The organism is Bradyrhizobium sp. 4 (assembly GCF_023100905.1).
Lineage (GTDB): Bacteria > Pseudomonadota > Alphaproteobacteria > Rhizobiales > Xanthobacteraceae > Bradyrhizobium.
The window spans coordinates 3,787,540-3,813,401 of record NZ_CP064686.1 but is presented as its reverse complement, the minus strand read 5'-3'; the positions used below and the strand labels follow the sequence as shown (position 1 = coordinate 3,813,401).

Below are 25,862 nucleotides of genomic sequence, written 5' to 3'. Positions count from 1 at the left end.
ATCTAAATCCTCTCGTCGATGCGGAGCTGCTTGCCGAACAGCGGCTTGCCGTCGACGGCGAAGGCATTGTTGAATGCGATCGGCGTCTGGTCGGTGACGAGCCCGTAGATCGAATCCCGCGTCAGGTTGGAACTGTCGGGATCGGTGATCAGCAGCACGTTGCGCTTCCTGCCTTTGACGCGGTCGAGCCGCTCGAACAGGCCGAAGCGCTGATCGGTGGTGACGGCGTTGAACGACAGGCCGAGACGCCGGAACGTGTTGTCGTCCCAGGTCAGCGTCATGCCCGAGGAGGTCGGCGACACGCGGCTGCGATCGACGTGCTGGATGGTGTCACCGCTGGCGAAGTTGTAGGCGAGGCTTTCGCGGACGCCCTCGACCAGGCAGCCCGCCTCGACAAAGGCCGCGTCCAGATCGCTGATGTCGAGGCGTGTAAAGCGCCAGGTCGCGGTTGTCGGGAGCAGCCATAGCAACGCGCCATAAGCGACGTCGAAGGCCGGGACTGTGCCGCTGCCGATCGGCCCGGTGTCCAGGATATCGCCGGCGACGCCGGTGGCGTCGATCGAGGACAGCCGCAGTCGCAGCTGCGCGTTTGCTCCGCAGGTAAGGCCGCAAATCAGCACGGTATCGGCGGCAATCCCCGCCCCCTTGTCGGCAACGAAATAATCGGCCGAACTGAGGCTGCGCCAGCGCTGCGAGGGATGCGGCGTCCGTAGGTTGGACGCCGGCATGGTCAGCACCTGGCTCGATGCCGCGATCGCGGCCGTCTCGGCGACGTTGTCCAGGAGCAGAGCTGCATTAGCCATAGGCGGCGATCTCCACGGTATCCATGCCGCCGTTCTCGAACTCGACCCTGGCGTCCCATTCCAGCACCACCATCAGGCGGCCGGCGCGAAGGTCGAAGCGCTCATGCGTGACGCTGATGACGTCGCCCATCTCGCGCCGCAGCGCGCGCCGCGGCAGCGACATGCGGTAGATCGCGCGCGTGGTCTTGAACAGATCGATCAGCCGCGCCGCCTCGGCCGCGGCATCCGACGCCTGGGAGAAGTAGGACTGCACGGGATCGCGATCCTGGGCGAAGGGATGGTCAAGCTGGATCGTGCTCGAGGTCGCCTCGGCCAGGCGGTACGGTTCGGCCACGAAGGCCTTGCGCGCGGCCGTGACCGCGCCGGCCAGGTCGGTCTGCACCGTCCAGCAACGCTGATAGGGCACGCGCCAGCGCCAGCGCGGCGGTCGGTAGGATTCCGGCAGCGGTTCCTTCTTGATGTCGCCGCCCAGCATGTCCGCGCGCGTGAAGGCGTCGGCCGGGCTTCCGGACGGAGCCTGGAAGATCCGGACCTCGAAAGTGCCGTCGAGCCGGTGGCCGCCCCAGCCTCCGATGCCGCCCATGATGTTGTCGATGAAGGCGGCGACCGTGAGGTTGTCGTCGGGTCCGATGAAATAGTCGATCGGCGCTGGCTGCGCCAGGTTCACCTGATCAAACGAGAGCACGCTGAGATCGACGGGATCCGACAGCACCGTGCGGTGACGCAGCGCCCAGCGCACGATATCCGCGGTCCGGACCAGATAGCCGTCGGTGGCGTCGCCCTTGACGTCCGCGGTCACCGTGCCGTTGGCGCTCGAGCCCAGCTTGAGCAGCCCGGCGGCAAGGCAGGTCTTGAACTGGCCCGACGTCACGGAGGCGGCCGCGAGCGCGGCGTAATTGGCGACGTCGCCGGCGCCGGTGAGCGGCACGCCGCGATCGTAGACCGCGTCGATCGACTGCATCGCGCCGTCATGGGCCTGGTAGATCAGCAGGTTCGGCACCAGCAGCACCGGCGAGATGTTCTGCGCATTGCCGAACACCAGCGGCTTGCGCTTCCCGGTGAGATCCGCACCGCCGTTCGCGCCGCCGGTGCCGCCATAGGTGTGCGGCTGCATTGGCACTTCGAGCTTGTAGGAATAGTCGACCAGGTCGATCGAGATTGCGTCCGTGTCGACGTTCCACCCCGTCGCCGTGAGCTTGGCGAGCGGATAGGTCTCGGCATAGGGCTGGTCCGGCCGTCCGATGCGAATGGCGATGGGACGGCCGTCGATCGCGTAGGACAGCTGCAGGAAGTCGTACTCCGCGTCCGCGTTGTCGATCTTGAGGTTGCCGGTGCCGGTGGTGAAACGGCCGATGTCGCCCTGCATGATCGAGCGCGAGAACGAGAAGCTCTTCAGCACGCCGCGGAATGGCTGGTTCGCCGGCGTGTCGGTCGGCTCGGTGGCGTAGCCGGCGGAGCTGGTGACGTAGATCTTGAGCGTGAGCTCGGCCGACAGATCCATCGTCATGTCGCAATAGACGCGCAGGTCGCGCCGATCGGCGGACCAGGGCAACGCACACATGGGAGCTGCGCCGTACATCATGACCGGTCCGTCAAAACCCAGGGTTCGATCTCGGCGAAATAGGCCATCGGCGTTTCGTCTCGCCGCAGCATGCGGTCCCAGGCGGTCGAGCCCCCGAGCGTCACGACGGCGCCGCTGGAGATCAGGAAGCGCGCGCTGCTGCCCGTGAAGAGCACGGCACTCGCCGTGCCGCTGGCGAACAGCCGGGCTGCGCGGCCGCCGATGGGCGCGAAACTGCCACCGCCGGCGATCGAGAGAATCGCACCGGCGCTGCCTTTCGGGACGAAGCTGCCGCCTCCGGAGGCGCCGAGCCGGCCGGCGCCGGCGCCCTTGAACGCGGCTGTGCCTGCGCCCGTGACGGCCAGCACCGCGCCGCGCGCGCCCTTGAACGCGGCGGTGCCGGCGCCGCCGATCTGCAGCACCGTCTGGTTCGCCGCGAGACGAAGCCCGTCTTCAGAGAAGGCAAATGCGCTGTACGGTCCACTCAGGAACATGAGCAGCCTCCCTCGACTTTAGGGGGCGCCCATCAGGTTTCGGTGATGGTCGAGCCCTGCACCAGGACCGGCGGCACGCCGGTGCTCACCGCGATAGTCGGCGACAAGGCACCGCTCCAGAGGATCTTGCCCGCGCCGCTCGAGGCGGTGCCGATCGAGGCATGCGTGGCCGTGCCGCCGGTACCGCCGCTCGATATTGGAAAATCGACGTCGAGCGTCGGCGATACGGTCTGCCCGGTGACCGTCCAGCCACCCGAATTGCGCGTGACCGCGACCCGGGCATAGCTGGTGTAGGAGATCTCGCTAGTGCTCTGGTTACCGGCCGCGCCGGGATCGGCGGTGTGCAGCGCCACGTACAAGGTCGTCAGCGGCGAGGACGCGGCATTGTCGGCGATGTTCGCGATCGCCGTCGCATTGAAGATCAGCTTGAGGAAATCGTTGATGAAGGTGTTCGACTTGCCCATGCCGGGCTCCTTTCAAAAGGAAAAGATCGGCCCGCGCGGGCGCGAGGCCTTGCGGACGGCGTTGTGGAAGATCAGGACAGCCGAAGCCGGAGCTGGCCGACGGGGATCTGCAGCGGCTGGCCGGCGGTGATGGTGCGGGGCATCGCGGGGACGCCGGGGCACAGCATGTTGCCGCCGCTCAGGGCGTCCTCGATGCCGAAATAGCTGATGGTGCCCCAGTCGGCGGTGGCCGGGCCGAAGGTGATCACGGTCGTGTTGACACTGATCCCGCTGGCATCGGCCGCACCCATGACGCCAGCGAGCGGCTGGCGCGCATAGCCGCCGCCCGACACTTCGTTCGCGTGCGATCCGGCGGCGCCGGGATCAGCCGTGTGCGCCGACAGATAGAGCGGCGGCGGGCTATAGGGCGCGACGCCGGTCAAATCGTCGACGGTCTTCCTGCGGCCATAGGAGGTCGCACTCATCAGCTGGCCTTCCTGTCGGTCTTGTCGGCGGGCCGCAGCGGCTTGCCGCCCTTGCTCTCGACCGCGGACCTGACCCCGCGCAATTCGGCCTTGAGCGCATCGCGCAGATCCTGGATCGCGGCGACCTCGGCGCTGGCGGCCGCGGCGATCGCCTGCACCAGCGTGTTGGTCTGCTGCGCGAAATGCGCCCCGTTGTCGTTGGCGGCCGCGGTGCCGTTGGAGACGATCGGCGTGATCGCCTGGATATTCGAGACGGACGCAACCGAGCTCGTCGTGGCCGACGCGGAATAGCCTGACCCGCCGGCGCCGGTGAGCCCCGAGAGCGCCGCGGTCACCGCCTTGTAGATGTCGGTGTAGCCGTCCGAGGATGCGAAGTAGCTCTTGGCTTGCCCGAGCAGTTGATCCGCATATTTGGTGATGGACCCGATCGCGTCGGCATTGCCGCCCTGGGCCAGCACCAGCTGCTGGCTGAACTGCGCCTGCGCGGCGGCGAGCTGCTCCTGCGGCGACAGGATCGAGTTCGAGCCCAGTTGGAGACTGGCGAGATAGTCGCTGATGGTCTTGATCGAGTCCGTGATGTCGATTGTCACCTCGTGGACGACGCCGGCGAGATCCGGAAACAGCTTGATGAAGTTCTGGAACTGGTCGCCGACCAGGCCGGCATCCTGCACGATCTTCTGCGCCTCGGCGCCGAACGTCGCCGAGATCTGCGCCAGGATGGCCGGATTGTTGCCGAGTTCGGCCGCGCTCGAGAGGTCGGTCGCATGCTGCTTGAGCAGCGCGGTGGCATCGTTGAGATAGCCCTTGCCCTGCGCCGTGTTGAGGCGCTCCGCGAGACCGGAGGTCAGCGCGTCCGTGTATTGCGCGATCAGCGCCTGAATCCGCGCCTTGGCCTCGGCGTCGATCTCGTCCCTGAACCCAGCGACGTAGAACTGGTCCAGGGTTTCCTTGAGCCCACGGGCTTCATCGTTGACGCCCTTGATCGCCTTCTGCAACGGGGACAAAGCGTCATCGGCCGTCCCGAACTCGTCGACAATACGCACGATCCCGCGGCCCACCGATTCCCAAAGCTTGGCCACGCCAGCCATATCCTTGGCCTTGATGGCCGCGCCCTGCAGTTGCTGCAGGGTCGAGAACAGCGACTGCAGTTCGTTGGTCAGAGGACCAACATCGAAGCCTGCCGCGGCAGCGTTGAATTTGGCTACCTGGTCGGCCATCTTTCGCCACTGGTCCTGCGCCTCCTGCAGCGCCTTCTTGGCCTTCTGATCGCCCGCGAAGATCGCCGTCCCGATCGCCAACGCGCCCTCGATGCCGGCCTGCACGAAGTTACCGGAAAAGAGATCCGTGATGGCCTTGTCGGCGAGCTTCGCCGAGAGCTGACCTGCCGCATCCGTGAGCGCCTCCATGCCGGATTTGCCCTGCATCAGCCCTTGCACGAAGCTCTTGGTGAAATCGACGGCGGTGTCCTTGCCTTCCTGCAGCGCGGCGTTGACGCGCAACGTGCCGGAGAGCGCATCGTCCGTGAAGCTCTTCCAGTCATTGCCGTGGAGGCGCTGCTGGATCTGAGCGATCTGCTTCTCGGTGTCCGAGAGGAACATGGTCTCCCGGTCGAACTTGGCCTGGTTCTGGGCGGCGTCCTGCGCGGATTTCTGCGTCAGCTGGCCCAGCACCTGCGCTTTCTCGCGCAGCGCCGCGAGCTGCTGCTCGTCCAGCGGCGCGCCGTTGCGGATCGCCTCGAGCCGCTTGGTCTCGACCGCGTTATAGGCGGCGGCCTGGCCGACCGACATTCCCAAGGTCGCCTGCTGAACGCGCAGCGCGTCGATCTGGGCATTAATCGCGCCGACGCCGTTGGCCTGCTCGACCACCAGGCGCTTCTGGTTCTCGATCTCCGCCGGCGTGAGGTTGGCACCGGCCAGCTGCGCCTTCGCCAGCGCGTTCTGCTTCTGCGCCAGCAGATCCGTGACACTCGCGGCCGCGCCCAGCGCGGAGACCCGCGCCCCGATCAGCTCGGCATCCCGATCGAGTTGCAGCGCTGCCTGGGCGCGCGCGAGCTTCTCGCCCGACAGCGTCGCCCCTTCCTGGCCCACGGTGAGCTTCAGCAGTGCGGCCTGGTAGCGTTCGGAGGCCGTCGCGGCTGAGCCGAGCAGCGATATCTCGTGCTCCATGTCGGCGAGCCTGGCCTGCGGCGTCTTGTCGGCCGCGGCGCCCGGGCCCGTGCGCTGGAAGGTGGAGTAGGAATTCGCAGGCGACTGGAAATTCGCGATCGAGTTCGTGCTCTCGTCGTACTTCTTGGCGCCGACGCCGGCGAGCGCCTTGACGCCATCGATCGCGGAGCCGACCGGATTGAATACGATCTTGATCGCCTTTCCCTCGGCGTTCACCACCGTCATATAGGCGTTGAGGATCGTCTTGCTGTTGTCCGAAAGCTCGATCTCGGGCAGCTTCACCTTGCCGACATTGTCGACGATGTATTTGAAGCTCTTTGCGATATCGACCATCTGCTCGGCGTATTTCTTCTCCGCCTCGAGCGTGGACGTGCCGAACGCGCTGGCGAAGATGCCGCTGGCTGCGCTCCTGGTCTTGTCGATATCGATCTGCAGCTGCCGCAGCTTGTTGATCATGTTCTCGTCGATGCCCTTGCCGGCGGCGGCATAGGCGTCGGTGATCGCGCCGACATTCGGCGCGCTATCGAACAGCGCGCCATAGGTCGAGGCGCCGCGGCCAAGGCCGGCCTTCAGCAGCGCATTGCGCTGGAAGATGTTGTCGGTGGACGCGACGGCCTTGCCGAACAGTGTGAACGCCGATGCGGTGTCGGTGACCTGCTGCATCTGATCGGCGAGCGCGGGATTGATCTTGCGGATTTGGGTGAGCAGTTCGCCCGAACCGTTGCGCAGCTCGTTGAAGCCTTCGGTGAAGCGGCCAAGACCGGTCGCCAGCGTGTCGCTGTCGATGCCGAACTTGCCGGCCTCCGCGCGCAGCGCCTGGAACTGCGTGGTGGAAAGGCCCGTCGCTTCAGAGAATTCCTTCAGCTCCTTGGCCTTCTGCGCCAGCTCGTGCGATTTCTCGGATGCGAGGCTCAACACGGCCACGATGGCGCCGATGCCGACCGCGGTGGCGACGCCGGCGGGCCCGAGCGCTGTCAGGACCTGGCCGGCCAGGCCGAGATTCCCGGTGAGCGAGGAGATCTGCGCGTTGTACGCGGCTGTGACCGGCGCGGCCGCCTTCTGCGCGGCGGTCACCTGCCCAAGCTTGCCTTGGATGTTGGCGAGCTCGGCGGCCGCGGCGGCCTGGGACACCCGCCCCTGGTCGACCGCACGCTGATAGATCTGCTGGGCCTCGACGAGCTGCTGCTGCTGGCGATAGCCGTCCTGGTACCGCAAGCGCAGCTTCTCGACGGCGGCTTCCGCACTTTGCTGCGCCTTGGTGGTCTTTTCGGTGACGGTCGCGGTCCGATCGGCCGCCTCCGCCACCTGGTTATAGGCGCGCGCGACCTGGTCCATGCCCTGTGAAGAGCCACGGACGGTTACCTCGCGAACAACCTGCTGGATGTCCATGAACGCCTATGATCCGGGTTTTGGCTTGTTGAGTTCGGCCCGCTCGAGCTCGTCGAGCCTGCGCAGCAGCTCTGCAAAACGGTCGAATTCGCAGATGCTGTCGATGCCGTAGTGTCCGGCGAACGCCACCATCGAGCGGAACGGAATGGCGCAGTACACCGCGCCGCCCATGGCCCCAATCGAGAGGGGGCGATCACCGCGCAAGGCGCGCAGCGCGGTGAGGTAGATGCCCGATCCCGGCAGGAGCTCGGGCGGATAGAAATGCGCCGGATGCTCCACGCCGATCTCGTCGTAGCGCTTCCTCAGGAGCTCGACGTCTGCGCCCCACTGACGCTGCCACTCGAGGAAGTCAGCAAGTTTCCCAGGACTGCCTCGTCCTCCGCCTTCACGCCCTGCTGGACCCGCCTGGCCGCGGCCATCACGCCGTCGCGGAACGGCTTGTACTTGGCATCGCTGAGCAGCTGCTCGGCATAGGCTGCGTCAAAGGGCTTCTCGACCCCGCCGCTGGTGAAGTTGCGCCAGCCGAACAGCACCGTGCGCGCGATCGCGCGACCCAGCACCTTGCCGTACGCGGTCGGGTCGATGTTGCCGTCGGCCCGCAGCGCCGGCGGAAGCGCCCGGATGCCCTTCTGCATCGCCCGCTCGAAAGCGGGGTTTTCCCAGGGCGCCACCAGCACCTCGAGGTCGCCGAGCTCCGGGAGGTCCTTCTGCCACTGCTGGCCGTCCGTGACGACGACTGCACTTTCGATATCCATTTGAATTCCTCGTGGGGTTGGAAGGCCGGGCAGCCCCACGACTGCCCGGCCGGGCCCGAACGTCCGCCCCGGGGAGGAAGGCGGCTGGACGGGCTTTTCTGCGCGCGTGGGGGCGCGTCTCGATGCCGGGAGTTAGGACGGCATGTACCAGAAGCGGCCAATCGACATGGTGTAGCCGAGCGTCGGATGCGGCTCGGCGTCGAACGGACCGGAGACCTTGCGGGCCTGGTTGGAGGCGCCGACCTCGGAATCCGGGGTCAGGCGGATCGCCGGGACGTCCCAGCGATACCCTTCCTTGTCGCCGGCATTGTTGCCGGTGAAGGTCACGAACGAGGACAGCGTGTTGTTGATGCCCTTCGCCATGATGGTGGGATCGGCGAGATAGGTGTCGATATTGCCCGTCACGGTGAAGGCGCCGACATTGGTCGCCGACGCTCCGAGCGGGCCGACCACGGGATCGCGGCCGATGTTGTTGGCGATCTTGATCGAGCCCGAGCTCATGCAGTTGACGCCGCCCATCAGCGTGACGCCGCCCTCGGTGAGGTCGCCGACATTGGTGGTGCAGGTCATGGTGCCGTAGGTCGGCGGCACCGTATCGGTCGAGCCGGTGTAGCGCACGGTCCCGATCGCGTCGGCCTGGTTGCCCATGAAATCGAACGAGGTGGTGATCTCCTTGCCGCCGGCGAGCGTCATCGTGAAGCCGTTGACCAGCGTGTCGTAGAAGTACTCGTACATCGGCGTGGTGACACCGCTCTGCTGACCTTCCCAGTCGAAGGCCCAAATCGTGGTGCCGTTCTTCAGGAAGTCACCGGTGTAGACCGCGACGGTCTTGCCCGTGCCGGCATCGGCCGCAAACCCGCTCGGCACGATGTCAAACGACAGGCGCTGCGCCGCGACGGCGGAGATCCGTGCCCAGCCGTTACAGCCGGCCGTGGCGAACTTGTTGCCCGCGGCGGTGATGTCGCCGATCCAGACCCAGCGCCCGACGCCGACGCCATTGCCCAGCGTGGTGAAGTCCAGCAGGGTCGAGGTGAGACCGTTGCCGCCGGTGACGGTCGCGACCAGGTCGCCGCTGGCGCCCTGAAAGCCGATCACCCGCACGCTGGCACCGACCGGGATCGGATTGCTCTCGGCGACGAAGGTCGCAGCTGGATAGGTGATCGCGGTGGCGGTCGACGAGGCCACGCGCGCAACCTTGTTGTTGCCTGCGGTCGTGAAGCCCAGGGTACGCGTCAAATGGCCGGTCTTGAAACTGGCGCCGCCGGCGGACACCGTCACCGCCGTGGTCGAGACGTCGCTGATCTCGGTGTCGATCGTCAATACCTGGATGACGGCCTGAGTGAGCCACTGGCTCTTCATCATCGCCTCGAAGAGATCGTCGAGGTGCTTGAATTTCAGTTCGGTACCGACTGAGCCCGCGTTGGAGAGATCGGTGAGGAAGGTGCCGGCGGCCTGGCCATCGCCGCGGCGATCGTTGCTGCGGCCGCGGGTCGGCGAGGCCTTCAGGCCGAACGTGCCGTTCTGGAATTCCTGCCAGGCCGGATTGGTCGGCTTGACGCCGTAGTTCGCCGCGACCTTGCGGCTATAGGATTGTTTGGTCTGGTTGGTTGAGGGAACAAGGCCGCTCATCTGCAGGCTCCTTCGTCACAGGTTTCGGGGAGAGAAGCGACGGCCTATTTGAGGACGTCGAATGTGTAGGCGACGGCAAACGGCACGTGGAATTTGGTGCCCTCGCGATTGCGCTCGTCGAGCACTGCGGGAGATGCTTCGTCGGTATCGACGCCGCCAAAGGCCTGCGCGCGGAACAGATCTCGCAGCTCGTCCGCCCAGCCGAGCACCTGGGCTTTCCAGCCGGCAGCATTCGTTGAGACCGTGATGATGAAGCGGGCGCCGCCTCTCTCGCGAAAGACGGCAGGCTTGCCCTTGCTCATGCGGTCCTCGACGACCGCGGGCCATTCGATCTGGAGATACGGCGGCTTCGGTACCATGGAGACCTCGTTGAGATCGGCCAGCGGGCACGCGGCAAGGTTCGGCCACGATTGCAGCCGCGCCTCGAATGCATCGGAAACGGCCTTGCTCGGCATGGCTCAATTCGGCTGGATGATGATGACCGGCTGGCGCAGATCCCGGGGCTTGCCCGGGCGCGCATTCTGCTCGGTCCTGGATTCGGCGAGGCCGGTGATCTCGCGATAGGCGAAGGAGATCTTGGCGAACTTGCCGAAGACGGCTTTGCCCATCACGCCGACCACCTGGTAGACGCCGTCGGGTGCCTTCTTCGACCAGCCGCGCTCGATCGGGCGGGCATAGGGCACGATCGGCGCGAACATGAATTCCTTTGTTCCGGCCGGGAGCGAGGGCAGTGACCACCCTTCCCGCACCTCGGCGATCTCGTCGCCGTCCGCGAGCAGCCGGTGCGAGCGCCGATAATCGCCGGACTTCACCGGCGAATGGATCCAGAGCAGCCGGCCGATCTCCATCAGCAGGATCGGTATGACGTCGTAGGTCCGGACGATGACGCCGTCGGCGCGCACGCGCTCGAGCGCTTCGGTCGGCAGCCCGTCGACGATGGTCCGATGCGGCACATCCTGCCCGAGCGCGTCGCGGTTGCGCGCATCGGTCTCGCTCAGGATCTCGCGGGCGTTCTCGACCAGGACATCCGCCCTCGCCTCCGGACCAAGCCAGGACGCGATCGCGACGTCGAGCTCGCGCCGGATCGGCTGCACCTTTGCCTCGATCATTCGACCCACATCTTCCAGGCATAACCGTCGCCGTCGGCCGGCAGCGGGCGACTTGCGACCGCGTAGACCTTGCCGCCGATCGTCATGGTGAAGGTGCCGCCGGCCGCAGGCGCGGCGACTTCCCTGGCGCGAACCTCGATCCAGGCCTGGCCCGCCGGCGGCGAGCCATCCTCCGGCTTCGCGGAGGAATCCCTGATGTCGAGCAGCACCGTGCACCTCGCCGAGCTCCCGCCGCCGGGAGGCGAATACGACGCGGACCTGCCCCATGCGAGGTAGGCCGCGTCGACCGCCGCGGCGGCGAGAGCATCGGCGAGCGCCATCGGTTAGGTCCGGCGCCCCTGGTGAAGAGCCGACGGCATCGTGCAGACGAAGAGCGGATAGGAGAACAGCTCGACGTCGGCCCAGGAGTTGCGGTCCTTGTCGGTCACGATGCCGGAATAGACCTGCTGGCCGGGCGTGTTGACGAAGTCGAAGCTCTCGCCGGGCGATTGCGCGACCGGGAAGATGCCGGCGTTGATCGGGAAGAACTTGGCCTTGTCAGCGCCAACCGCGACCTCCGCGTTGTCGGAGCCGCGATAGTTGACCCAGGTGATGTCGCCGTAGCGGAAGGTCGACCAGGCAGTACCGAAGCCGTTGCGGAGATCCGCCGCCTGCTGCGTGTTGATGAAGGTCTTCTCGACCTCAGGATGGCTCGTCAGGTCATCCCAGAAGGCGTCACCGACGACCGCGCCGATGCCGACGGCGTTGCCACCGAGGCCCTTCAATGCAGTCAGGATCGAACGCTTCACGGCGTTGCACTTCTTGCGGACAGCACCGGTCACGGGGTTCGCATTGTCCAGGTCGAAGTCGATCTCGGCCGGGATGGCCTGGCCGAACTCGGTGGCCCAGTCATAGATGGTGGAGCCGTCGGCATCGAGCGCCTTGCCCTGGATCGCCGCGAGGCGATGGTATTCCCAGGTGAGTTCGAAATCGCCGCGGATCAGGCCCTGTCGGCGCGCGACCTCGGTCTGCAGCTGCTTGAGCTCGGTTTCCGAACCGAACGCACGGATGCCCTGCAGCTCCGATGCAGTGATGCGGCTGGCTTCCGCCAGGCGCACGGTTTCGAAGGCGCGGACCTTCGACTTCTCGCCGCCACGCTGCTTGGGCGGCGCACCGCGCGGCGTGGTCTGGATCAGCGCGGGAGCATTGGCACGCTCTTCGATGAAGACGGCGGTGGTGCGCACGGGTACGGGCAGGAACAGCCCGCCGATCGAGCCAAGGAAGCCGGGCGTGTAGCCGAGCTTGTCAACGACGGCGGTCAGCGTGGTGGAGCTGAACGCATCCTGCTTGAAGACGTCCATGGTCAGCATAGTCGAATTCCCTTCGTGGAATGGAGCGCATGAAGCGCGAGGAGACGTGTTCGCGCCGGCGGCGCCGGCGCGGGTTGCTTCAAGCGACCGTGGGGAAGTCGGCTTGCCGGTTAGCGGAGGATGATGCCGAGGTCGTTGAGGTCCTGGATCGCTTGCGCCTTCTGCGCCGCGGTCAGGTTGCTGCCGGGCCAGACCAGGTCGGAGGCGCGAAGCTCGCACGCGCGACGCATCGCAACGGCCTGCTTCTTGGTCGAGCCATCGGTGGTGACCGCGCTGAACAGCACGCCGGCCGCACGCTGGCAGCCGTCGGTCGCCGTCGTGTCGAAGGCCTTGTAATCGTAGTCGACGGGATCCTCGATGCCGACCGTGACCGAGAAGGCGTCGCCTGCGACAAAGTCGGTGGCGCCGTCGGCGATCGCGAACTTGATCTGGGTGGCGAAGGTGCCGCCCACGATGTACCGGCCGATCTCGATGCCTTTGGGATCGAGGACCTCGAAGGTGCCAAGGTTGGTGACGGGCTCGATGCAGACGATGCGGTAGACGCCGTTCTTGGCGTCGGCCAGCACCGGGGTGGTGGCGTCGATCGTGAAGACGCCGTTGCCGGTGTTGCCCGCATCGGCCGCGGCCGAGGACGTTACGCTTGCGGCGACCGGCGCGCGGCCGAGCACCTGGGCGGTGAGCAGGGTCTGCGACAGGCCGATGGTGACCTGGTCGCGGGAGCGCTTGCCGTTGGCTTCGCTTACGATGAAGCCCCCGGCATGGAGAGTTTCAGTCAAAGTCGTCATGGTCTCAAACTCCTGTTGTTCTCAAGACCGGGGTTGCGTGCCGCGCGAATGCGCGGAACGTCACAACGTCACTTCGTGGGGATGCCGTTGAGCTTGTTCGCCTGGGCGATCGCATCGTCCCAGCCGGCGGTTGCCTGCTTGGCTTCGCTGCCGGCCGCCGGCGCAGTGTTGAGGGCGACTGCATCCGAGGCGTTGGCCTTCGCTGCGGCCAGATCGGCGCGCACCTTCTCGACCGGGGTCTTGGCCGCGGTGAACTTGCGGGCCTCCGCCGAGCTGACGCCGGCGATCGCGCAGAGCTCCAGCGTCTCATTCGCCATCTCGATCGTATAGCCAGCCTCGGTGGCCGTCGCCGCGGCCGCGGGAGCGGCGGCCTGGGGCGCAGCCTGTTGGGCCGAGGCCTGCGGCTTCTTGCCGGAGCCATTGCAACTCGGGCACTTGTCGCCGTTGTCGCCGTCGTCGGCGGCAGCGGCGGCCGGCTGCGTCGTGGTGGTCGCGACGGTGGTCTCGATCTTGGCGGGTACGGTCTCGGCCGTCGCCGCGGTCTTTTCGGTCTTCATGGGCGAAGGCCCTCCGGTTAAGCCCGCACTCGCAGCGGCGGAAATGCTGTGCGACCGACCGGCCGCGAGATCTGTGAGCTCGGCAAGAGCATCTTCGAAGGTGGCGACGGCGTCGGCATAGCGGCCGTCGACGGCGCTGTTGTCCGCGGCCACGCCGGCCTCGGTCTTCATCGCCTGGCTCGTGGTCATGCGGCCCTGGCGGCCGACCAGGTCGCAGAACTGCTGCCGGCAATTGTCGACGTTGGCCTGGAGCGTCTTGGCGGCGCCGTCCGACAAAGGCGCATGCGCCCAGCCGTCGATCTTGCGCTCGCCGGAATAGATGGCCGTGTACTTGTCTCCGGAGGCCGCGTCGTAGGCGGACTGGTCGATGTGCACGATCACCGCGCCGATCGAGCCCACCTGCCCCAGCCGCGGCAGCACCAGGCGCTCGGCGCTGCCGGCGACGCCATAGGCGGCCGAGGCCGCGAAGGTGTTGGCCACCGCCCACACCGGCTTGATGCTGCGCGCGGCGATGATCTTGTCGCAGATGTCGAGCATGCCGGCGGCCTCGCCGCCCGGGCTCTCCACGTCCATTAGGATCGCCTTAACGCGGCTGTCGGCCAGCATCTGATCGAACGCCGCGCTCAGGCCCTCATAGGTGGTCCAGCCGCACAGCGCGGTGAGCCAGTCGAACCGCCGCGAGAGCACGCCGCAGACAGGCAGGATAGCCACGCCCTCGTCGGTGAGCCCGAATTCGGCGACGCCGCCGGCGACCATCACCGGCTGGCAATCGACGATCGCGGAGAGCCGCGAGGTCGAGGCTTTCAGTTGCTGCTTCTGTTTCTTGCTGGCGCGCGCCTCGGCGAGCTCCCCCGACAGCACGCGCCTGGCCAGCGGGCCTTCCAGAATGGTCCGGAACGCCGCCGGCTCGATGCATTGCGGGTGGCCGAACAGCCGCTCGGCAATGTGCGGATAGGCCATCACTGCTGTGTTCCTTGCTGGGTCGGCGGCGTGTCGTCGGGCGGCGGCAGCGAGACCTGCTTGGCTGCGGTCGGCGTGCCCCGCAGCACGATGCCGAGCCGCTTCTCGCGGCGCTGGTCCGCGGCGATGCGTCGGTCGTTCTCGTCGGGATCCCGGCCGGCTTCCTCGACCGAGAGCGAGCGCGGCTTGAGGCCGTTGTCGATCGCCAGAACCTCGGCCTGCAGATCCTTGAGCGGATCGATCCACTGCCAGCTCGGCGGGATCCAGGTCACCCGATTGTAGGGTTTGGGATCGTCGGCGAAGCCGGGCAGCTCGATCGCGCCGGCCAGGACGGCCTGGCGCAGCCACATCGCCCAGACCGCGCGGCACATCTGGAAAGCCACGACGTTGTGCTGCAGCGCGTCGCAACGTCTGCGCAAATCGATGTTGGCCGACCGCTCGGAAGAATAGTTCGCCCGGCTGCGGTCGCCGGTCATGCCCGCGTATGGCAGCCCCAGCGCGGCGCAGATCCGCAGCAGCGTGCGATATTGGAACGGCTCGTAGCTGGCGCCGACATCTGCCGGTGACGCCGTCTCGATCTCTTCGCCGGGCAGCAGCTCGTGCACGGTGCCTGGCGCAAGATTGATCGCCGCCGGCTTGTTGTTCGGGTCCTTGGAGGCGGCCAGCGCTTCTTCGAAAAACTCGCCGTTAGGGTCCGGCCGGTGGATGAACACCGAAAACAGTGCGGCCGTCTTCTTCCGCTCGAGCTCGGCGTCGTCGAAATTGTCGAGCATCCAGAGCGAGACGATCGCGGGCGTCAGCTTCGAGAGCCCCCGAATCTGACCGGCCTCGACGGGATCGAACACGTGCAGGATGCTTTCGGCAGGCACGCGGACGGTTTCGCCAGTGTTCTGCTGGACGGTCTGGTCGCCGGGATGCTCCTTGTAGAAATGGTAGGCGACGCGCCGGCCGATCCGGTCAAACTCGATGCCCTGCCGGATATAGTTGCCGCCCTCGGCCGGCTCGGTCTTCCAGATCGGCAGCATCTCGCTCGGCAACACCTGCAGCTGCAGGGGGACCGTGAGCCCGTCCGAAAGGAAGCGCGGCCGTAGCCGGATAAAGACCTCGCCGGCGATGAAGAGCTCACGGCCGACGCGGCGCTCCAGCCCGTAAAAGTCGGTCAGGCCCTCTGCGTCGGCCTCGTCCGTCCAATCGGTCCAGAGCTGCTGGAGCTTCGCCTTGAGCGGAGATTCCGTATCGTCAGGCTGCGGCTCGTCCTCGAGGTTCGGACCGCCATTGGCGCCGATCACCTCAACGCCGCTCTTCGGCCCGTTGTTCGTCTCCGGCGGCGGGTTCCAGCTTGGCACGATACCGGCGCCGATCAGGTTCGAGGTGAAGACCTCGACGGCATTCGATGCGTAGCCGTTGTTGCGGACCAGGTAGCGCGCTCGCGACAGCGCTGTCGCACCGGAGGCCGAGATCAGCGTGTTGACGTGAACCCGGCTCGGCACCCAATTGGCCATGCGCCGCGCCATGCGACCGGCCTCGAGGCCGTCGCTGAAGGCTTTCGCCTTCCCGCCCATGAAGGAGAACAGACCCACCTTCAGAGATCCTTGCAGACGATGATGCGACGGGACCTGCGGGTCGGCGTCGACTGCAGCGTGCCGATTTGGGCTTGCACGGCCGCGATCGCGTCGCGCAGCTCGGACATGTCGCGAAACTCGGCGCGCTTGTCGCCGGAGCTCGACGCCTTGATGCCGGTGGCCTGCAGCTCATAGAGCGCGTCGAGGCGCGCCTGCAGCTGCTCGAGGGAAGCGGGCATGATCAATCCATGTAGTTCGATCGAGAGGAGCGCCGCACCAGCGGCTGTCGCGCCGGCGCCGGTGTCGATGCTGGAGCGGAGCCCGCGGCCGCGGCTGGCGCGCCGGCCGGCGGCGGGCTGTCGTTGTGGGGAACGCCGAGCTGGTCCTCGAGCTCGCGAAACCTGTTCGGCCGCCAACGGTCCCAGCCCCGCATTGCGGCCAGCGCGCGCGCGTAGTTGGCGCAGTCCAGGACCTCGTTGCGCCGGCCGGACATTACGGTCCAGGTGCGACGCGTGCGGCCGCGGACCACGTTGACCTGCAGCTCTTCCGAGGTCAGCTGCTTGACCTGGTCCTCGCTGACATCTTCCGGGAGATGCACATAGCCGGGCGGGAACGCCTTCCCCTCCTCCGGCCGGTCGAGGCCCAGCTGGCCCATCAGCTCCTGTTTGCAGTACGACGACCCGACCTTCACCGTCTTCAGGCCGCGACGAAGCTTCTTGCCGTGCACGGTGACATCGAGGGCGCCGACGCCGATGTACGGCATCAGCGAATTGTCGTGGCCGTCGACGGCGTGGACGTTGTTGCGTCCCATCTGGCTGCGGACGAAGGCGCCGACCTCTGCGGCAAAGGCGCCGGAATCGATGCCCCAGTCGCGGACCGACATTTCAGCGCCGCTCTCGCGGCGCCAGACATCGTCGAACATTTTGGCGAGCTCGTCCCAGGTCGCCTGTTGGATGACCTGGCCAGGAATGACGCGGTGCTCGATCAGCCAGCGCTCACGATTGCGGCCGAAACCCCAGACACTGATCTCGAGGCGATCCTTCTGGACGTCGACGCCGGCGAACAGGATCAGTACGCCCGATGGCACCGTGCCGGATCGATAACCGCCGCGGCGGCCATACACGCGATCCCACTCGGGTGCTTCACCGGCCACCTTCCAGGTCCTGGCGAGCTGCGTGTTGTAGAACGTCTTCAGCTCCTCGATGCCGGCCTTTAGCGCGCTCCGGTATTTCTTCACCAGCTGGCGGATGCTCTGCTTCGGCGCGTAGAGCTTCGAGGCGATTCCGCCGGCGTGGTCGTTCGGGACCGCGCGCTTGCCGCATTCACTGCAGACGGCGTATTCGACACCGGGCGCCGCGGGCTCGCGGATCCATATCTCCGGCTTCTGCTTCTTGCCGCAGCAAAAGAACTCGCGGGTCTGGCGCCAGGTCACCCGCTCGAGCGCGCGCAACCTGTCGGCTTCTGTCCATACGACCCCGCAGCATTCGCCGATGTAGGCGGCCGTGTCGGGCTTGGGCCGGTCCTGGGCATCCTTCTCGAAGCGGACCTGCTCCCACTCCAGGACCTGCCAGGTCTTGCAGTGCGGGCATTCCACGAAAGGCTTGCGCTGGTCGCTCACCTCGTAGGACTTGGCGATCGCGCTGCGCCCCTCGACGGTGGGCGAGCAGACGCGGGCGGACAGGCTGTTGGCGGCGAACTCGGCCTGGCGCTCCTCTGCCAGCACGATCGGCGAGCCTTCGTTGCCGGCCGACAGCGGGTACTTGTCAATTTCGTCGAACAGCACGATGCGGATCGGCCGCATCGCGAGGTTGGTCGGGCTGTTGGCGCCGACCATCGTGATATGCCCGCCCGGGAACTGCTTGTGGGTGAGCGTGTTGCCGGCGTCGCGCGCTTGGCTGCGGAAGATATCCCGCAGCACAGGGGTGTCGCGGATCATCGGTGCCAGGCGGTCCTTCGAGAAAGTCTCGGCCGCCGCGTCCTTGGGCTGCACTACGAGGATAGGGCATGGATCCAGGTGCATGTAGTAGCCGGCGACGTTCTCGAGGAACGTGGTCTTGAGCAGCTGGGTGCAGGCCTGCAGCGTAATGACCTTCACGCCGGGCTCGGTGGCCCACAGCATCGGCCCGCGCGCGACCTCGACCCTGGCGACGATGAAGCGTCCGCCGTTTGAAGATTCCTTCGAAAGCTTTCGGTTCTGCTCCGCCCAGTCGACGACGGTCATGTTGGGCGGAGGCCTCAGCCCCGCGCGCCACGACGTCGCGAGATCCTCAGCCTGGCGGAGCGAGCTCGGGAGCAGCGGGCTTGCCGAGCTCGTCGAGATGCTGGCGGACATACTTCGTCAGGACCTCGACCAGTTTGCGATCGTCGACCTCGAGATCCGACGCCATCAGGGTGACCACCCGGACCGGCCATGCCAGCCAGGCGTCCCGCAGTTCGCGGGCCTGGTCAAAGAACGCCTTGTTCGCGGCGGCGCGCTCGACCAGCCGGCCGACGTCCTTCTCAAAGTCGACCGCGCGTTGCCGCGCCAGGTAGTTCTCTTTGACCCGCTGGGCACCGGCGAAGGGCAGCATCCTGCCCTCGGCCAGCTGCTGTTCGAAGTCGCCGTCCGCGGCATCGGTCCCAGGCGTTGCATCCGGGCGGCCTGGCGTTGCATCCGCGGATGCAACGGTGCGCGGCTTCGTTGCAGCCTTGGTGCCCTTCAGCTTGGCCGGACGGCGCCGCGACTGGCTCAGATTGACGTTGTTCTGCCGGTCCTCAAGGACTTGAGCCAACACGACTTTTCCATCGTGGGACCGGACGGCGCCGCTCTCGACCTGGCGGCTCAGTGTGGACTTGTTGACCCCGATCTTCCGGGCCGCCTCGCTGATGGAAATCAGCTCCAAAGGCGTTGCATCAGGGGGTCGTTGCATCAGATTTGACCCCCGGAGCTAGCGACTTTTTGGGGCCGGGCCACCGGTTTTGCTTTGCGCCCCGGGAGGACCCGCGCTAGCCGGCTGCGACAAGGCGGTGATTGCGCGCCTGGCGGCGCTCACGCTTCGAATTTGCCGAAGCGAGCCGCGCTTCCGCATCTTCGGATTTTGCGGAGATGCGCTCGAGATTGCGGAAATGAGCGCGATCTTCCCGTTCGATCCGTTCGCGATCGAACGGACTAACAGCCAAACAGTTCTTCAGAGCCTGCATGCTTCTGATCTCGCTATGGATCGGAGCAGCTGCACACCGCAGCTGCTCCGCCGAGTGCGGCGCGTAGAGCGTCAGCGCTTGGTGCGCGTTGCTGCTGACTTCCTTCGCGCCGTCGATTTGGCAGCCTTCTTGGTGAACTTGGCCTTGGCCGGCTTGCGCTTCGTTGCTGTCGTGGCCATGCTCTCTCCTTTGTTAACGCAGGCAAATCACCTGCAGGGGGGAGAGAATCATGGCCGACTACACGGAGCAAGTCGTAATCAAGGACATACTCGAAGTAGTGAAGGCTCTGAACGACGCGTCTTCAAAGGCGCGCGAGCTCGGCATCGAGATCGTGCTCACAAGCGAGGACCAACACTTTGTCGGCCAACGATCGCTGCGTACGTTCCGCGCCAAGGCGGTGAAGAGCCAAGAGCTGGATTTGGCTGGAGTCCGATAATCGCCCCTAGCGGACGCCAGGATTATGCTGCTCGCGGTTGACCTGTCGATCGACGGTTCGGGCGCCTGGCGAGCTTTGTACTGTGACGAACTGGCTTCGTCTTTCCCCTGTGCCGAGCCCGCGCAATCAGCACGCTGGACGATCGCTCGAGCTCGTTGCCTCGGTTGTATCCTTGAGTGGTCGCGAGATCGCTGTGCGTGGCCGCCGCGCGAATATTGTCGGGGTTGGCGCCGGCGTCGAAGCCCTCGCTGATGCCGCCATGGCGGCTGTGCATGTTGCAGACGTTGTCCGGAACGCCTTCCGATCTGGCGATGGTGCGCCAAACGCGCCGGAACTCGAACGCGAACCAGGGCAGCCCGCTCGTTTCGTTCGTGATGATCGGCCCATCCAGTCGTTTGATCAGGCGCACCGGCCCCCGGCGGGACACGATACCCATACGCCGGAGATCCTCCAACACCATCGGCGCGAGCTTGAGGTCGACCACGACCGGCTTGTCGGTCTTGGAGGTCTGATGCCGCAGCACCAGGTCGTCGTCGATCTCCGACCAGAGAAGACCCCTCACCCACTTTTCCTCGCCGATGACGATGCCGGCGCCGCCTTCCTTCAGCTCGGCCGGGAGATATTCGCCGATCACATCCTTCTGCCGGAGCATTAGATCGAACTGCAATGCCTGCGCCAATGCGACCGAACCCCAGCCGCCGCGCCAGGCACGCCCTCGGACCGCGACAGCCTGCTCGGCCGTGATGCGCTCAGTGCGCTTTGCCGGGCCCGGAAATCGCATCGCCGACATGACCTGTCGGATCCGCACGCAATCCTTGTCCTCCAGCAACGTCATCCCGAAGCCGAAGACGGTCCGGATCTTCTTGATGAAGGCCCGCGCCGCCGAGAACTTCGTTCCGTCCAGCCACTCGCCGTGCCACTCCAGCAGCGTCTTCGCCTTGATGCGGCGAAGCTTGACGCGCCCGTAGCGACGGTCGATCTGCCGGAGCAGGTTACGATGGTTCTGTTGGGTCGAGTAACGGAGCTTGTGCCACCGGGACAGCGGATGCGACTGGTAGCGCTTGATCAGCTTGCGTAGCCTCATCGCGTCCCTCAACGAGAGTCGGTGCGAAGATGATTGGGCTGATAGGTGAAAGATCACGATCGGCCAGCGGGGCCGATCCCTGAGTTGAGTGGACGTTCCTTGGAACGAAGGCTAAGCGTAACCGGTTGGAGCTAGCCCCATGAAGATGGAATTTTACCAAGGCCAACCGCTCGACCCAGACCAACTGGAAGCACTTCGCATGCAGATCGAGAGCTTCGATAGCATCGAGGTCATCGATCCGGAGATCCGCGGCATCGTTGAACGAAACTGGCCCCACCTGGTTGCGAAACTCCCTCCAGAGGACGCCTGAGTGGATCGCATCCGCGGCCTTGAAGGGAGTGCACCGTTAACCTTCACCGCCTGTCACGGAACGGTTAGCCAAACAGCACGTTGAACTCATGTTGCAGCCACGATACCGCCGCAGCGAGCCGCCATCCCTGCTTAGGAGGGCTGCCCTAGGAGAACTCATGGAAGAGACTGCAATCACGTTAGTCGCTGTCGCCGTCGCCGCCCTTGCTGGACTGGTATTTGTCACCAAACCGTCGCTGACCTTCTGGCAAAACGACGAAAGCTGACGCCCCAATACCCAATTCCTGCCAACTAAGCCCGCACGTCGTTGCGGGCTTTTTGCTGCCAGCGAAGGGGCGACCGGCTTGCAAATGTGCGATATGCTGCCCTTTTTGACGGCGGGGTTGCGGTGACGAACTCGGAAATTGATGTCGCTGGGCAGCTTTATGCATCGATCATGGCGGAGATAAAGTTTCGCTTGGCAGAAATCGACCGCTACATCACACGCGGCAGGGCTGGGGACGATCCCGCCCCAATGTTTAGTCGGGAATTCTGTTACCTTCATCTCCGTAAGATATGCGACTTGGTCGCTATGGGATGTCTGGTTGCCCATAGGGACATTGATGAAGTCAAGATGAGGCAAAATCAACGGTCCACGAAGGAGATCGTCAACGCGCTGGCTGGGCTGCATCCAAGATTTCTCCCTTTGGCCACGGACTATGAACCCGCGAATCCAAGCGACCCAAGCGGGCCAGATGGTTTCTTTTTCCGCTTTCGCGATAAGCCTGGATTGACGCAAACAAGATTGCTGGAGATCCACGACCGATGTGACGAGGCGTTGAATTCTGGCGGTCTCCCTCGGCTGAAGCACGAGCGCGAAGCGACCATCATCGACGTCCGCGAAGTCGAGTCGCTCGCGCAGGAATTGAGAGAGAGCTTATGGTGTCATATCATTGGGCGGCGCGATTGGCAGGGAGGCCTACTTTGTAGGTTTGACCATGAGATTCCGGAGGGGGTGGAGGTCGCCTCGATCGAGAGCCGCTTGCCCGACTACCCTTTCCTCGTCGAATCGAAGTCGAATGAACTAGACCCGGACCATCCTCTCAGCAGTGCTTACGAGCTCATCGAGAATTCCAAAAAGCGGCTCTCTGATCTGAAGCACCTAATCGATACGCATATCGCCGAGACCCCTCCGGTTGATCGGGTGGATACAATGACCGATCGTCGGTACGGTTTTTACAAGGTCAAGTTTGTTCCTCTTCCAAAGGAGATGCGCAGAGCCGCTCGCGATGCCATCCGTGACCTCAGAGATGCCCTGGATCACGCCGCCTATGCTTGCGCCGACGTTCAAAAGAGAACTCCGTTCAATACCAGTTTCCCGTTACACCCTGAGAAGTCCAAGTTCGGTCCAAAGCGGAGCAACGAAGGCATCCGACCAGAGATATTGGATGTAATGCTGTCCTACAAAGGATATGGCGATGAGGACGGAAACAAGCTGCTGTACGCCATCAGCGACATTCGTAACTCAGACACCCATCGGCTATTGAGTCCCTTCGGGTTCATGCCCCTGTCTTGGGGCGCGCCATCCGAGATGAGACTCGAGACGATCATGGAACTCTGCCAATCTGGCGTGACCGATCTGATCACCCAGCCGATCATTCACTTTCCACCTCTATGGGACGCCAGATCCCATGAGATGACACTCGTAACTTTCGATCAGCGTGTGGTCGACCACATCGAATTCCACGTGACGCCGTTTATTTGCTTTGGTGAGGCGGGCGAGCTCGGGCATTTGATGTGGCAACCCCCGGTGGGGTCGATCAATGCAATGATCGATCTGGTTGAGGGCATTGTAGCGGACGTCCGGAAAAAGGCGGAAGAGATTGGGCTATTCCGTGCTGTGGGGAGATAGTTTCGGTGGCCAGGACGCTTACAATCCAAAGGTCGATCGGCGCTGCCGCGGCACGAGAGCTGCTCTTCTTTTTCGTACGGAACGCCGACCACAGCCTGGGCGATCATCTTCGAACGATGTCAGACGGAGGCATCGCCGCGACGCTTAAGCTTCATGGATATCCTTGGCAAGGAACGATTGATGCCCTCGCTGCGAATTTCTTCTTCACTATCCCGGAGTTGGAGAATTTGGCGTCCCCCTCAAACTTCCGCATCAGCGCCAGCTCAGCGGATGCCTCCGCCACCGGCACAGCAGTCCTCAGCGTAGAAAACGTTCCGATAGAAACAACAGAAATTCGATTGGAGGAGACCGTGCAAATCCGCATCGCATTCTTATCCAATTGGCTATCCGCTTGCGAGGCTCGTGACCGAGCCGTCGAAAAGCTCGATATCGATGCAGTCGCGACCATGCTGGAGAAGGGATTCACAACTCTTGAAGCGTTCCTCGCGCTTAGGGCTCACGTCTACAACGCGGGGCGTCCTGAGGCAGAGCATCTGATCGATAGTCGATCAAGGCGGCTTTCGACCGAGGACAAGATCAAAAAGTGGATGCCGAAAATGGCTCCTAGTTTCGCAATCGATTTCTCACAGTCTCCATCTTGGCTCAAGGTTCGCAAGCTGAAGGAACTTCGGGACGACTTCGCTGTCCACCCAAAGGTCGGCAGGGCGCTCAACTCGATTCATCAGATTGCGGCGGCCGTGAACGACTTCCGTTGCATCGGAGGTCTTCTTTTCATGATGGTCAGGCAATTCCATGCCGTTGACCGGTCGATCATTCGCGCAATGCAATTTCCGGAAGTTGTCGTGGTGACGAATAAGCCGTCACAATGCTAGATCACCTTTCGGGGTACGACGGCGCCAACCCGAGCAGCCAGCGACCCGCCCGCCGCCGTAGTGCCAAAGAAGAAGGTGGGCGTCAGATTGACCACGGTGCCGTCAATTGTGACAGGTGGCGTCGTCAGTTTGCCTGCATAGGTACCATCCGGGAGCACTTCCACCGGGCTAGACGTTAGAGCGGTGTAATTTCCTTCCGATACCTTCACAAAACCGCTGGCGTAGGCAACCAAGCCCGAGCGTGCGGCATTTACGTTCACACCATTTAGAATCTGGATATCCGCTTCCAGATAGACCTGATCTCCCGCGGCAAAATTTGTGGTGATCTGGCTCGCCAGCTCGAGCCGCACATCCATCGCGTTCGCACCCGTCGAAGCAACATCAAGACGCTGCCAGTTGCCGGGACCACCGTCCGTCCGCGCCTCGATCGACGCAACAGACGTTCCCGTGCCGCCATTCAAGTGATTTTTCCAACCCGTGGCTACGGTGCCCGATGCGCCCGTGCCGGAGTTGCTGCCGCCGGCCCCCTGCATCAAGCCCATGCTCGCGGTAAGCAAACTGCCGCTCGGATTGTGCGCGGCATCGTAGGTGTCGCGCTGCGAGGCGAAGCCGCCGGCGGGCTTGCCGAAGGCCGTGAAGTAATTCGCAATGAACTGACCAGCTAGGAACGCACCGCGCGGATTAAGATGGATGCCATCTCCATAGTTGACAGACAACGGGTCTCCCGTTGCGCTAGCAGCGTCAACGAAGAGCGCCGTCAGGTCGACTACGATAGCGCCAAGCGCAGGCGCGTTTTGGCGGATCAACTGGTTGAACCTGCAGCTCTCAAGAGCAGCCGACGCGCCCGGAGAGAACGTCGATTGCTGTCGAGGAAGGTCTAGGACGACGACCGGCGTAATCCGGGCATTTGCGAGCTGTGCAATGCAGGGTCCATAGATTGCCCATGCCGCCGAGGCCGTACCGCCACCGTTGAAAGTGTTGGTGCCCGTCTCGATCAGAGCCGCAGCGCACCGCGGGGTCACAGCAAGAAGGCTAGCAACCTGCCCGGGCAGATCGCTTACTTGCGTTCCGCCCACTGCGAAGGCGTGGGCTTGCGATAGCTTGAACCGACCTTGCGAGAAGAACTCCAGCCATGTCGCGATCTGGTTGGACTGCTTGCTGTTGGTGACGCCGCTGGTCGAAGGCCAAACATTGCGGCTGTCGCCGGCCGTTCCAAGGGTCATCGGGTTTGACAGCACGATAAATTGCTCCAAAGTTATGTTCGGTAACCCAAGGCCTGTGAGCAGCAGCTTTTGAGGCGTCGTGGCCATGGGTTCAGATCAAAAAGCCATAGAGGAAGATCTGGCGCGCCGTCGCGGTGAACGTGACGCCGCCGACCGTCACGAGCTCGCCGAAGAAACTGTTGAGTCCGCTCGCCAGATTAAAATCCTGTTGATCGGAGAATTGCGTTTTGACGTAGCAGGTGCCGCCGGCGGCGACGGGCGTTCCGAGATCCAGTGCGCCACGGTATGCGGCAAGATCTCCGGACGCCCGCGCCCATGCCGTATTCTTGGCGCGCACGCTCGGCGGCGTCACGCTGTAGAAGTGGAGCCGATAGGCGCCCTCGCCCGAGATCAACGCAGCTTGGTCGATCTTGATAACGGCGCTGAGCACGCGGATGATCGCGCCAGGCGTGACGGGGCGATCATCCTTGTCCTTGAAGACAAGCTCCTTAGCGACGTCCACGATGTTTCCGGCAGGATAGGCCGCGGCGTTCGGCATGAAGCTTGCCGACGCGGAGACGCCAGATGGATAGAGGTTCGACATGAGGTGTCTCCGGAATCGGCTTGCTTAAATGTTGCCGGCGCGGGCCCAGCGGCAGAACTACTTGACGCTCGATGAGCGATCGCAAATGAGGCGTGAGCGATCGGCCTCTTGGCCCGATCTCGAATTTGGCGAGAAGCCCTTCCTTTTCCGCTTCGGCTTCGGCCGGCGCTGCGGGTTCGGGACGGTTTGGGGAGCCGGCCGGAGGCACGTGCGATCGGGGCCTGGAACACCGAGACCG

The 25,862-nt window shown here is 64.6% G+C and carries 26 protein-coding genes; 4 read left to right on the top strand and 22 right to left on the bottom strand.

Features of this window, described 5'->3' with window-relative positions; genetic code table 11:
• Positions 1–2: 2 nt before the first annotated feature.
• From IVB45_RS17765 to IVB45_RS17675, 19 genes are all read right to left on the bottom strand, one after another.
• Complete coding sequence (locus IVB45_RS17765; protein ID WP_247361026.1) at positions 3–803, bottom strand: hypothetical protein; 801 nt, start codon at positions 801–803, stop codon at positions 3–5.
• Positions 796–2,385 (bottom strand): hypothetical protein, encoded by a 1,590-nt coding sequence (locus IVB45_RS17760; protein ID WP_247361029.1) that lies wholly within the window; start codon positions 2,383–2,385, stop codon positions 796–798. Before IVB45_RS17760 ends, IVB45_RS17765 begins: the two co-directional genes overlap by 8 nt.
• Positions 2,382–2,858: a hypothetical protein gene (locus IVB45_RS17755; protein WP_247361032.1), complete on the bottom strand. Its 477-nt coding sequence runs from the start codon at positions 2,856–2,858 to the stop codon at positions 2,382–2,384. Before IVB45_RS17755 ends, IVB45_RS17760 begins: the two co-directional genes overlap by 4 nt.
• 32 nt (positions 2,859–2,890) lie before the next feature.
• A complete protein-coding gene (locus tag IVB45_RS17750; protein ID WP_247361034.1) occupies positions 2,891–3,322 on the bottom strand; it encodes a hypothetical protein in 432 nt (143 codons plus the stop codon).
• 71 nt (positions 3,323–3,393) lie between these two features.
• A complete protein-coding gene (locus IVB45_RS17745) occupies positions 3,394–3,786 on the bottom strand; it encodes a hypothetical protein (protein WP_247361037.1) in 393 nt (130 codons plus the stop codon).
• Positions 3,786–7,340, bottom strand: a complete 3,555-nt coding sequence (locus IVB45_RS17740) for a hypothetical protein (protein ID WP_247361039.1) — start codon at positions 7,338–7,340, stop codon at positions 3,786–3,788. Before IVB45_RS17740 ends, IVB45_RS17745 begins: the two co-directional genes overlap by 1 nt.
• Before the next feature lie 6 nt (positions 7,341–7,346).
• Positions 7,347–7,619, bottom strand: coding sequence for a hypothetical protein (locus IVB45_RS17735; RefSeq protein ID WP_247361042.1), 273 nt, complete (start codon positions 7,617–7,619; stop codon positions 7,347–7,349).
• Between the two features lie 23 nt (positions 7,620–7,642).
• Positions 7,643–8,095 carry a hypothetical protein gene (locus IVB45_RS17730; protein WP_247361045.1) on the bottom strand — a complete coding sequence of 151 codons (453 nt, stop codon included), beginning with the start codon at positions 8,093–8,095 and terminating at the stop codon, positions 7,643–7,645.
• 132 nt (positions 8,096–8,227) lie between these two features.
• The gene (locus IVB45_RS17725) at positions 8,228–9,724 is read right to left on the bottom strand and encodes a phage tail tube protein (protein ID WP_247361049.1); all 1,497 of its coding nucleotides are present in this window, start codon (positions 9,722–9,724) and stop codon (positions 8,228–8,230) included.
• Between the two features lie 44 nt (positions 9,725–9,768).
• The gene (locus IVB45_RS17720) at positions 9,769–10,179 is read right to left on the bottom strand and encodes a hypothetical protein (RefSeq protein WP_247361053.1); all 411 of its coding nucleotides are present in this window, start codon (positions 10,177–10,179) and stop codon (positions 9,769–9,771) included.
• Between the two features lie 3 nt (positions 10,180–10,182).
• The gene (locus IVB45_RS17715) at positions 10,183–10,833 is read right to left on the bottom strand and encodes a hypothetical protein (RefSeq protein ID WP_247361055.1); all 651 of its coding nucleotides are present in this window, start codon (positions 10,831–10,833) and stop codon (positions 10,183–10,185) included.
• Positions 10,830–11,153 (bottom strand): hypothetical protein, encoded by a 324-nt coding sequence (locus tag IVB45_RS17710; protein WP_247361057.1) that lies wholly within the window; start codon positions 11,151–11,153, stop codon positions 10,830–10,832. Before IVB45_RS17710 ends, IVB45_RS17715 begins: the two co-directional genes overlap by 4 nt.
• Before the next feature lie 3 nt (positions 11,154–11,156).
• Positions 11,157–12,182 carry a major capsid protein gene (locus IVB45_RS17705; RefSeq protein WP_247361059.1) on the bottom strand — a complete coding sequence of 342 codons (1,026 nt, stop codon included), beginning with the start codon at positions 12,180–12,182 and terminating at the stop codon, positions 11,157–11,159.
• Positions 12,183–12,292: 110 nt separating this feature from the next.
• Positions 12,293–12,967: a head decoration protein gene (locus tag IVB45_RS17700; protein WP_247361061.1), complete on the bottom strand. Its 675-nt coding sequence runs from the start codon at positions 12,965–12,967 to the stop codon at positions 12,293–12,295.
• A 68-nt stretch (positions 12,968–13,035) separates the two neighbouring features.
• Positions 13,036–14,484 (bottom strand): S49 family peptidase, encoded by a 1,449-nt coding sequence (locus IVB45_RS17695; RefSeq protein WP_247361063.1) that lies wholly within the window; start codon positions 14,482–14,484, stop codon positions 13,036–13,038.
• Positions 14,484–16,064: a phage portal protein gene (locus IVB45_RS17690; RefSeq protein ID WP_247361065.1), complete on the bottom strand. Its 1,581-nt coding sequence runs from the start codon at positions 16,062–16,064 to the stop codon at positions 14,484–14,486. Before IVB45_RS17690 ends, IVB45_RS17695 begins: the two co-directional genes overlap by 1 nt.
• A gap of 2 nt (positions 16,065–16,066) precedes the next feature.
• Positions 16,067–16,285 carry a hypothetical protein gene (locus IVB45_RS17685; protein ID WP_247361068.1) on the bottom strand — a complete coding sequence of 73 codons (219 nt, stop codon included), beginning with the start codon at positions 16,283–16,285 and terminating at the stop codon, positions 16,067–16,069.
• 2 nt (positions 16,286–16,287) lie between these two features.
• A complete protein-coding gene (locus IVB45_RS17680; protein WP_247361070.1) occupies positions 16,288–18,267 on the bottom strand; it encodes a terminase gpA endonuclease subunit in 1,980 nt (659 codons plus the stop codon).
• A gap of 46 nt (positions 18,268–18,313) precedes the next feature.
• Positions 18,314–18,928, bottom strand: coding sequence for a hypothetical protein (locus tag IVB45_RS17675; RefSeq protein ID WP_247361072.1), 615 nt, complete (start codon positions 18,926–18,928; stop codon positions 18,314–18,316).
• A 527-nt stretch (positions 18,929–19,455) separates the two neighbouring features.
• Between IVB45_RS17675 and IVB45_RS17670 the strand changes: the two genes are divergently transcribed.
• Positions 19,456–19,662, top strand: a complete 207-nt coding sequence (locus IVB45_RS17670) for a hypothetical protein (protein WP_247361074.1) — start codon at positions 19,456–19,458, stop codon at positions 19,660–19,662.
• A 22-nt stretch (positions 19,663–19,684) separates the two neighbouring features.
• Here the strand turns inward: IVB45_RS17670 and IVB45_RS17665 are convergent, their stop codons facing one another.
• Positions 19,685–20,746 (bottom strand): hypothetical protein, encoded by a 1,062-nt coding sequence (locus tag IVB45_RS17665; protein WP_247361076.1) that lies wholly within the window; start codon positions 20,744–20,746, stop codon positions 19,685–19,687.
• 139 nt (positions 20,747–20,885) lie between these two features.
• Between IVB45_RS17665 and IVB45_RS17660 the strand changes: the two genes are divergently transcribed.
• The 3 genes from IVB45_RS17660 to IVB45_RS17650 all read left to right on the top strand — a co-directional run bounded on the left by IVB45_RS17660 (position 20,886) and on the right by IVB45_RS17650 (position 23,818).
• Positions 20,886–21,056, top strand: a complete 171-nt coding sequence (locus IVB45_RS17660) for a hypothetical protein (RefSeq protein WP_247361078.1) — start codon at positions 20,886–20,888, stop codon at positions 21,054–21,056.
• A 351-nt stretch (positions 21,057–21,407) separates the two neighbouring features.
• On the top strand, positions 21,408–22,946 hold the full coding sequence (locus tag IVB45_RS17655; RefSeq protein WP_247361079.1) for a hypothetical protein: 1,539 nt from the start codon (positions 21,408–21,410) through the stop codon (positions 22,944–22,946).
• 5 nt (positions 22,947–22,951) lie between these two features.
• Positions 22,952–23,818, top strand: a complete 867-nt coding sequence (locus tag IVB45_RS17650) for a hypothetical protein (RefSeq protein WP_247361081.1) — start codon at positions 22,952–22,954, stop codon at positions 23,816–23,818.
• On the opposite strand, the gene IVB45_RS17645 is transcribed toward IVB45_RS17650, so the two are convergent.
• Complete coding sequence (locus tag IVB45_RS17645; protein ID WP_247361083.1) at positions 23,815–25,128, bottom strand: SGNH/GDSL hydrolase family protein; 1,314 nt, start codon at positions 25,126–25,128, stop codon at positions 23,815–23,817. The genes IVB45_RS17650 and IVB45_RS17645 overlap by 4 nt on opposite strands.
• 4 nt (positions 25,129–25,132) lie before the next feature.
• The gene (locus IVB45_RS17640; protein ID WP_247361085.1) at positions 25,133–25,624 is read right to left on the bottom strand and encodes a hypothetical protein; all 492 of its coding nucleotides are present in this window, start codon (positions 25,622–25,624) and stop codon (positions 25,133–25,135) included.
• Positions 25,625–25,862 lie beyond the last annotated feature (238 nt).